The organism is Streptomyces botrytidirepellens (assembly GCF_003721215.1).
GTDB lineage: Bacteria > Actinomycetota > Actinomycetes > Streptomycetales > Streptomycetaceae > Streptomyces > Streptomyces himastatinicus.
In genome coordinates this window covers 1-7,479 of the sequence record NZ_RIBZ01000709.1, presented here as the reverse complement: position 1 = coordinate 7,479, position 7,479 = coordinate 1, and the positions used below count along the sequence as shown (strand labels likewise).

The 7,479-nt window shown below is 73.0% G+C and carries 5 protein-coding genes and 1 pseudogene; all 6 read right to left on the bottom strand.

Annotated features, from left to right (window positions below):
- Positions 1-49: 49 nt before the first annotated feature.
- A complete protein-coding gene (locus EEJ42_RS36530) occupies positions 50-460 on the bottom strand; it encodes an acyl carrier protein (protein WP_246097603.1) in 411 nt (136 codons plus the stop codon).
- Positions 457-4,425: pseudogene (locus EEJ42_RS36525) on the bottom strand (type I polyketide synthase); the annotation flags it as partial. The gene EEJ42_RS36530 and the pseudogene EEJ42_RS36525, both read right to left, overlap by 4 nt.
- A 5-nt stretch (positions 4,426-4,430) precedes the next feature.
- Entirely contained in the window at positions 4,431-5,861 is a 1,431-nt protein-coding gene (locus EEJ42_RS36520) for an NAD(P)/FAD-dependent oxidoreductase (protein ID WP_123106489.1), read from the bottom strand.
- Between the two features lie 25 nt (positions 5,862-5,886).
- Positions 5,887-6,354 (bottom strand): nuclear transport factor 2 family protein, encoded by a 468-nt coding sequence (locus EEJ42_RS36515; protein WP_123106488.1) that lies wholly within the window; start codon positions 6,352-6,354, stop codon positions 5,887-5,889.
- A 23-nt stretch (positions 6,355-6,377) separates the two neighbouring features.
- Positions 6,378-6,815, bottom strand: coding sequence for a nuclear transport factor 2 family protein (locus tag EEJ42_RS36510; RefSeq protein WP_123106487.1), 438 nt, complete (start codon positions 6,813-6,815; stop codon positions 6,378-6,380).
- Positions 6,808-7,479: phosphopantetheine-binding protein (locus tag EEJ42_RS36505; protein WP_246097602.1), on the bottom strand; the 672-nt coding region annotated here is incomplete at its 5' end. The genes EEJ42_RS36505 and EEJ42_RS36510, both read right to left, overlap by 8 nt.

Sequence of the window (7,479 nt, the reverse complement as noted above, 5' to 3'; positions counted from 1 at the left end):
GGGAGGGGGTGAGCCCCCTCCCGCCCGGCGTCGGCGTATCAACGGCGCGCTATGCCGTGGCGCCGTCCCCGCTGTTGACCGCCGCGTACGCCTCGGCGAGATAGTGGCCGAGCCGGGCGGGGGTGGGATATTCGAGAATGGCGACGAGGGGAATTTCCACGTCGGTGAGCGTCATCAGCTTGCGGGTGAGTTCGAGCGCGGTCAGCGAGGTGAGCCCGTTCTCGAGGAAATTGCTGTCGTCGTCGATCGGGGTGGGGGAGAGGATGTCGGCGAGTTGCGTCCGTACGGTCTCCCGCAGGATGTCCTCGCGCTCTTCCGCCGTGGCGATGGCCAGCGCCTGGTGCAGGGCCGCGCCGTCGAGATGGGCCTCGCTCTGTTCCGTGTGCATCTCGGGTCCGTTCGGTTGGGGGTCGGAGGAATCGCCGGGGGTACTGCCATTGACCGCGGTGAATGCGTTCATCGTTTCTCCCGCCTGGTGGGTGCTTCGTCGATGTCCGCGATGACCACGGACACCGCGTCCTCCACGAGCGCCTGCCGCAGCAGGGCGGCCGCCGATCGCGGGGACAGTGCGGACGTTCCCGGGCTCCGTGGCCCCTCGACGGCGCCGGTGGCCGGATCGGCGCCGTCGACGGCGCCCCAGCACACCGAGGTCGCCGGGACGCCCCGCGCCCGGCATTCCTGCGCGAGCGCGTGCAGATAGGCGTGGGCCGGAGCCTGGTTGCCCAGCCCCGGGCCGGGCAGCACACCCACGGCCGAGGAGCTGAGCACAAAGGCCGACAAATCGCTCTTCAGGCTGAGGGCGCACAGGTTCCTCGCCCCCGCCACCGTCGCCTGCCAGGTGCGCTCGATGTGCGTGGCGTCCAGCGGCCCGGCCTCATGGAGTGGCGGCACCGCGAGGTGCAGCACCGCGGTCAGCGGCGCGTCGGCCGGAAGACCGGCCACGGCGGCGGCGAGCGCGTCCGGATCGGCCGGGTCGACAGTGGCGACGGACACCTGTGGGCCCGAGGCGGCCAGTTCGGCGAGCAGATCGTCGTCCGGGGCCGTGGTGTCGAGGAGGAGCAGCCGGTCCGCGCCCGCCCCGGCGACCCACCGGGCGGTGTGCGCGCCCAGGGCGGTGGCCGCTCCGGTGATCAGCACCGTGCCGTGCACGGTCCAGCCATCCGGCACGGTCCGGTGCGCCGGGTGGCCCCCCGCGGTGGCGCGGGCGGGTACGTCCCGCACCAGGCGGGGCGTGAAGCAGCAGTCGGCGCGTACGGCCACTTCGTCCTCGCCGTGAAGGCCCGCCAGGACACCCGCCAGCCGCCGTCCGGCCCGCGCGTCGAACCGGTCCGGCAGATCGACCGACCCGCCCCAGCACCGGGGGTGTTCCACCGCGAGTGCGCGGCCCAGACCCCAGACCTGGGCCTGCTCCGGGCGGAGCCCCGGATCCCCGCGGCCGACACCGACCGCGCCGCGGGTGGCCACCCACACCGGGGCCTCGATCCCGGCCCGCTCCACCGCCTGGACCAGCGAGATGGTCGAGGCGATCGCCGGGCTCCGGCCGTCGTCGGCCGGTGGCCGGGTCTCGTCCAGGGCCGACAGCGCGAGCACACCGGCGATGAACCGCCCGGTGGCGGCGTCGGATATCCGTCCGGCGAGGGCCAGGACCGACGGGCCCTCCGCACCGAGTTCGACGACGTCGGCGCCGTGTTCCCGCAGCGCGGCGACAACCGCGTCGGCGGGCGGGCCGCCCGCCGACGCGACCAGCCAGGTGCCGGACAGCCGCGGTGCCACCACCTCCGTCATGGCCTGCCAGGCGATCCGGTGGCGCCACTGCCGCTGCCGCCGCCAGGCGGCCAGCGCGGGCACGATCTCCCGCAGCAGGCCGTGCCGCTCCGCGGGGACATCGAGGGCCCGGGTGAGGGCCGCCACGTCCGCGTGCTCCACGGCGTCCCAGAACTCGGTGTCCACCCATGTCTCGGTCACCGGCACGGCATCCGACCCCTGGTGTTCCAGCCAGAACCGCTGCCGCTGGAAGGCATACGTGGGCAGCGGGACGGTACGCGGCGTTGTGGCGCCGTCGAAGAGGGCGCGCCAGTCGACCGCAGCGCCCGTGGTGTGCAGCCGCGCCAGCGCGTACGTCAGCTCGCGCACCTGGGACCGCTCGCCATCGCCACCGAACGGCGACAGCACCAGCGGCGCCGCCCCGTCAGCGAGACCGCGCCCGGGCCCGAGCTCCCAGACCACACCGGCCTGGCCGAGGTTCGGGGCTTCGGGGCGCGGCGCGGTCGGGTCGCGGCCGCACCAGTAGCCGGGCGTGGTGATCCGCTCGTCCAGGGGCAGTCCGGTGCGGACGTCCAGGACCGGGACCGCCGGGCGGCGGAGCGACACCCTGCCGATGACCCGGGGGAGTTCGCCGGGCCCGGCCGCGACGAGGCGGCAGGCGTCGGGGAGGTCGAGGACACCGGCGACATGTGCGGCGGCGATCTCACCGACGAAGGGACCGCCTACCGCACCGGCCACCGCATCGGGCCGTACCCCGGCCGCGTCCAGCAGCCGGACCAGCGCGATGTGCAGCGCGAACAGCCCGGCCTCCGAGGCCGGTGGCGGACGTTCCCCCGCCACCTCCAGCAGCGCGCACGCCTCGTCGAAGGCGGCGGCGAACGCCGGGAAGCGGTCGTACAGTTCGCGCCCCACCCCGCCGTCGAAGCCTTCCACGGCGTTGAAGCCGCCGAACAGGAACACCGTCCCGCGCGGCGCGGCCGCCGCCCCGCCGTTACGGACCACACCCGGCCCGACCACGGCCGGATGCGGTTCACCGGCCGCCAGCGCCTCCAGCCCCGCCCGCAACTCATCCGGCCCCTCACCGACCACGACGGCCCGGTGGTCGAACACCGACCGCGTCGTGACCAGCGACCACCCCACATCGCGCGGTGAGGCGCCCGCATTCCGGTCCACGTGGGCGGCCAGAGCCCGCGCCTGGCCCCGTAACGCCGCCGCGCCGCGCGCGGACAGCACCCAGGGCACCACTCCGGCGTGCGCCACATCGTCACCGTCGGGAACGGGCGAGGGCGCCTGCTCCAGGACCAGATGGGCGTTGGTGCCGCTCGCGCTGAAGGAGGACACCCCGGCGCGCCGCGGGCCCTCTTCGCGCTTCGGCCACACCGTACGCTCCGTCAGCAGCCGCACCGCGCCCCTGCGCCAGTCCACCAGCCGCGTGGGCCGGTCGATGTGCAGGGAGCGTGGCAGCATCCCGTGTCGCAGGGCCATCACCATCTTGACGACACCGGCCAGCCCGGCGGCGGACTGGGTGTGCCCGATGTTCGACTTCACCGACCCCAGCAGCAGGGGCCGATCGGGCGGCCGCTCCTGTCCGTAGGTGGCCAGCAGCGCCTGCACCTCGATGGAATCGCCGAACGCGGTGCCGGTTCCATGCGCCTCCACCGCGTCCACATCGGCCGCCGTCAGCCCGGCGTTCGCCAGCGCGTCCCGGATCAGCTGCTGCTGGGCCGGGCCGTTCGGCGCCGCCATCCCCGTACTGGCGCCGTCCTGGTTGATCGCCGAACCGCGGAGCACCGCCTGCACCTGGTGGCCGTGGCGCCGCGCGTCGGACAGCCGCTCCAGCAGCACCAGACCGGCGCCCTCCCCGTACACCATGCCGTCGGCCGCGTCCGCGAAGGACTTGCACCGCGCGTCGGGGGCGAGCTGCTGCTGACCGGAGGCCACCTGGAACACGCTCGGGGAGTACATGACGGCGGCCCCGCCCGCCAGCGCCAGGTCACATTCCCCCTGACGCAGGGACCGCGCGGCCAGATGCATCGCCACCAGCGACGACGAACACGCCGTGTCCAGGGTGACGGCCGCGCCCCGCAGCCCCAGGGTGAAGGCGATCCGGCCCGACGCCACGCTTCCGGCGCTGCCGTTCCCCACGTGGGCCAGCAGGTCTTCCGGGATGTCGCTCAGCCGTGCCGCGTAGTCGTGGTACATCACCCCCGTGTACACGCCGGTGGAACTGCCGCGCAGCGTCAGCGGATCGATGCCCGCGCTCTCCGCGGCTTCCCAGGCCAGCTCCAGCAGCATCCGCTGCTGCGGTTCGATGGCCGCGGCCTCGCGGGGGCCGATGTCGAAGAACTCCGCGTCGAACGCGCCCGCGTCATAGAGGAAGCCGCCCGCGCGGACGTACGAGGTGCCGTGGTGGCCCGGACCGGGATGGTGGAGCCGCTCCAGATCCCATCCGCGGTCGGTGGGAAGGCCGGAGACGGCGTTCCGTTCACCGGCCACCAGGTCCCACAGCTGCTCCGGTGTGCTGACGCCACCGGGAAAGCGGCAGGCCATGCCGACGAGCGCGATCGGATCCTCCCGCTCCGACCGCAGGTCCCGCAGCTGCTGACGGGCCTCGTGCAGCTCGGCCGTGGTCCACTTGAGGTAGTCGACGAGTTTTTCCTCGGTCGTCATGACAGTCGCCCGGCCACCGTGCTGCGCGGATTCAGATCCACCAGGGCGAGTTCGTCGGGGCGCAGCGGCGGCGCGGTGAGTTCCGGCAGCGGCCGGTCCTGCTGCATCAGCGACAGGAAGCGGCTGGACGCCAGCTCGGACTGCGGGGCGGTCAGGCTGATCACATCGGTCACCACGTCGCACACCGCGGAGGCGCGGATCGCCCGGTCGGAGATGAGGTCGGAGAAGCGCTGCCGCGCCACCACCCCACCGGTCAGCCGCGGATCCGTCACATCCGTACGGCAGTTGACGTATTCGACGTCCTTGGAGGCGGCCATGATCCACGGGTCGTCCACCACGGCGCTGACCGCCTGCTGCATCCGCCGGGTCCGCGCCGGATCGTATCCGGAACGCCCCAGCTCAGCGTCGAGCGCGGCGGCACTGCGCGCGGCGGCGCTCATCCCGTGGCCGTAGATCGGGTTGAACGCGGCCAGGGCGTCCCCGAGGACGAGCAGTCCCTCCGGCCAGGTGTCCAGCCGTTCCGGATACAGCCGGCGGTTGGCGCCGACGCGGGACACCGCCACCGACGTCAGCGGCTCGGCCAGGGTGATGAGGTCGGCGACGAGCGGATGGCGCAGCGTCTGGGCGTACGGCAGGAAGTCGTCGTCGTGCGTGGGCAGCCCGGCGCCACGGGTGCAGGACAGGGTCACCATCCAGGTGCCGTCCTCCTGCGGGTAGACCACCCCGAAGCGGCCGGGTTCGCGCACCCGGTGGTCGGCGGCCACGTTGATTGCGGGGAATCCGGCGGTGGCTCCCGGCGGCGCCCGGAACACCCGGGTGGCGTACGCGATGCCCGCGTCGACGATGTCCTCCTCGACCGGGGGCAGTTCCAGCGACGACAGCCAGTGCCGCAGTCGGGAGCCGCGCCCCGAGGCGTCGACCACCAGGTCCGCTTCCAGCGTTTCGAGGGCCCCGGTGTCCATGTCCCGCACCCGCACCCCGGCGACCCGCTTGCCGTCCCCGGCCAGGTCGAGGATCTCGGCGCGCGACCGTACGGAGATCCGCCCGGCCGCCAGGATCTGGTCGCGGACGATCCAGTCCAGGAACGGCCGGGTGCACATGATGGCGTACTGCCGCGGCGGAAAGCGGTGCTGCCAGCCGTGCGAGGTCAGCGTCACCAGGTCCTCGTGGAATCCGACCCGGCGGGCGCCCGCGCCCAGCAACCGGTCGATCGTGCCCGGCAGCAGCGCGTCGACGATACGGGCGCCACTGGACCACAGCACATGGACATGGCGCGCCTGGGGCGAGCCCTTGCGATGGCGGGGCCCGTCCGGCAGCACATCGCGCTCCACGACGGTCACGCTCTCCAGATGGCGGGCGAGCACATGGGCGGCCAACATCCCTGCCCAGCCGCCGCCGAGGACAATTCCGCGCTTCGGTTCGGTCATGGTTCTTTTCTCGTCCCTTCACCACTTACATCGGACTGGGGCTGCCCTTGGCCTGGACCATCCGAGCGAGGTTCTGGGTGACGGCCATGAAGTGTGCGACGCCGGTGAGTTCGGGGCCATCACCCACTTTGGTGTCCGTGATGCCCCAGAACGCCTGGGCGTGATGGACCAGACCGTCATCACCGAGCTCAATGACACCGATGATGCTGAAGGTCAGTTTCGTCGGCGCGTAGACGGTGACCGTGGTCGGCACCGCCGCCCGCCGGCCGTCCATTGAGGTGACCGGGCGGCCCGGCGTCTCGTGCACCTTGCATTCGATGGACCACGCGATGTGCTCGCGGAGCGCCTCCTTGCCGATCAGCGGCGGCGCGCCGACCGGGTCCTCGAAGACGATGTCATCCGAGAACAGCGCGAGTACGTCATCGACATCACCGGCATTCATGCGTCGGGCGTACTCCACCGCCATCTTCTTGAGGGTCGCCTCATCGGCCATGAACGCCTCCTGTGCCGTGGTTGTCATTCCGGGATGCCAATGTCGGACCTCCCCCAGAACTTCTGGAGCTCCTGGATGAGGCCACCGGCCCCGGCGCGCATCATCAGCACGTAGTCCCAGGTGATGCGGGCGTCCTCGGGAGCGTCGGGCGCCGTCAGCCAGCCGCGGTCGGCGAACCCCGGCCCCTTCGGGAGGTAGCCCATGGTGGCGGTGACGGGCACCAGCACATGCACCCCGTCCTGCCCCGCCACCGGCTCGCCGGGGACCTCGGCGATCCCCGCCGCGGCCAGCTCCTCGAAGTGCGCCCGCAGCGCGTCCCGCCCGCTCCGCTGACCCGAGCCGACCGGGTCCTCGAAGGTGACCTCGTCCGCGTACAGCTCCAGCAGCCCGTCCACGTCCGCGGCGTTCAGCCGACGGCTGTGCTCGAGGATGAGCTTCTTCCGGCTTCGTTCGTCAATCAACGTGTGCTCCCATGTGCTCTCCGTCGCTCTCCGCGCAACTGCTGTCACCGCGGCCCAGGTCCTGGTCGATGAACTGGAAGATCTCGTCGGCGCTGGCGTCCTGGATGCGGTCGCTCACCGTGGCGCTCTCCGCGGCGCCCTCCGCCGGGGCCGGGCCGCCGTGCAGGCCGTCCAGCTTCGACAGCGTGCTCCGCAGGCGTGTGCGCAGCGCGTCCCAGGCCGTCTCGTCCCGGGCGACGGTGAGCAGCGTGCCCTCCATCCGCTCCAGCTCGCCCAGCACCGGGGTGAGCGGATCCACGTCCCCGGGCGCCAGCTCGGTGTGCAGATGCGCGGCGAGGGCGGCCGGGTTGGGCTGGTCGAAGATGAGCGTGGTGGCCAGCCGCAGCCCGGTGACGGCGGTCAGCCTGTTCCGCAGCTCGATCGCCGTCAGCGAGTCGAAGCCCAGGTCCAGGAAGCCGCGTTCGGCCGGAATCCGGCCGGGGTCGGAGTGGCCGAGCGCGGCCGCGGCGTGCGTGAGCACCAGGGTGAGCAGCACCCGGTGCTGTTCGTCCCGGGGGAGCGCGGCGAGGTGGTCGGCCCAGTCGGTGTGCGCGCGGCCGGTGGCGGCGGTGCGCCGCGCCGGACCGCCGCCGGTGAGCGCCCGCAGCGGGGCGGGCAGGGTGAG

Bases quoted from the DNA above. Each gene is read 5' to 3' on its own strand.
- EEJ42_RS36515 (WP_123106488.1), bottom strand. From the start codon at position 6,354: ATGGCCGATGAGGCGACCCTCAAGAAGATGGCGGTGGAGTACGCCCGA.
- EEJ42_RS36530 (WP_246097603.1), bottom strand. From the start codon at position 460: ATGAACGCATTCACCGCGGTCAATGGCAGTACCCCCGGCGATTCCTCC.
- EEJ42_RS36520 (WP_123106489.1), bottom strand. From the start codon at position 5,861: ATGACCGAACCGAAGCGCGGAATTGTCCTCGGCGGCGGCTGGGCAGGG.